The organism is Vibrio sp. 2CM40D (assembly GCF_023161825.1).
In the GTDB taxonomy this organism is placed as follows: Bacteria; Pseudomonadota; Gammaproteobacteria; order Enterobacterales; family Vibrionaceae; genus Vibrio; species Vibrio alginolyticus.
This window is the reverse complement of record NZ_JALNTL010000040.1, coordinates 1-448: the sequence shown is the minus strand read 5'-3', so window position 1 is coordinate 448 and position 448 is coordinate 1. Positions and strand designations below refer to the sequence as shown.

The following is a 448-nucleotide window of genomic DNA, read 5'->3' as shown; positions in this document are numbered from 1 at the left end:
TGTTTTACCGTGGTCAACGTGGCCGATAGTACCAACGTTAACGTGCGGTTTCGTACGTTCAAATTTTTCTTTAGACATGAGTGGTCCCTCTAGGTACGGATTTAGGTGGCCCAAATTGACCACGCAACCAAAAAAAGATAATTGGTAAATCTAATATCAAAAGGAAATAAACTTGAGAGCTGGTGCTGATAGGCAGACTCGAACTGCCGACCTCATCCTTACCAAGGATGCGCTCTACCACCTGAGCTATATCAGCACTCAAATTAGAGTGGAGCGGGCAGCGGGAATCGAACCCGCATCATCAGCTTGGAAGGCTGAGGTAATAGCCATTATACGATGCCCGCAACACGTAACTCTGAGAGCTATTTCCTAAAGAATATGGTGGAGGGGGACGGATTCGAACCATCGAAGGCAGTGCCGGCAGATTTACAGTCTGCTCCCTTTGGCC

Annotated in this window: 2 tRNA genes; both read right to left on the bottom strand. The window is 47.8% G+C overall.

From position 1 onward, the window contains the following. Window positions 1-180: 180 nt before the first annotated feature. Window positions 181-256 (bottom strand) — tRNA-Thr (locus tag MTF70_RS24315). 13 nt (window positions 257-269) lie between these two features. Continuing rightward, a tRNA-Gly gene (locus tag MTF70_RS24310) sits at window positions 270-344 on the bottom strand. Window positions 345-448 lie beyond the last annotated feature (104 nt).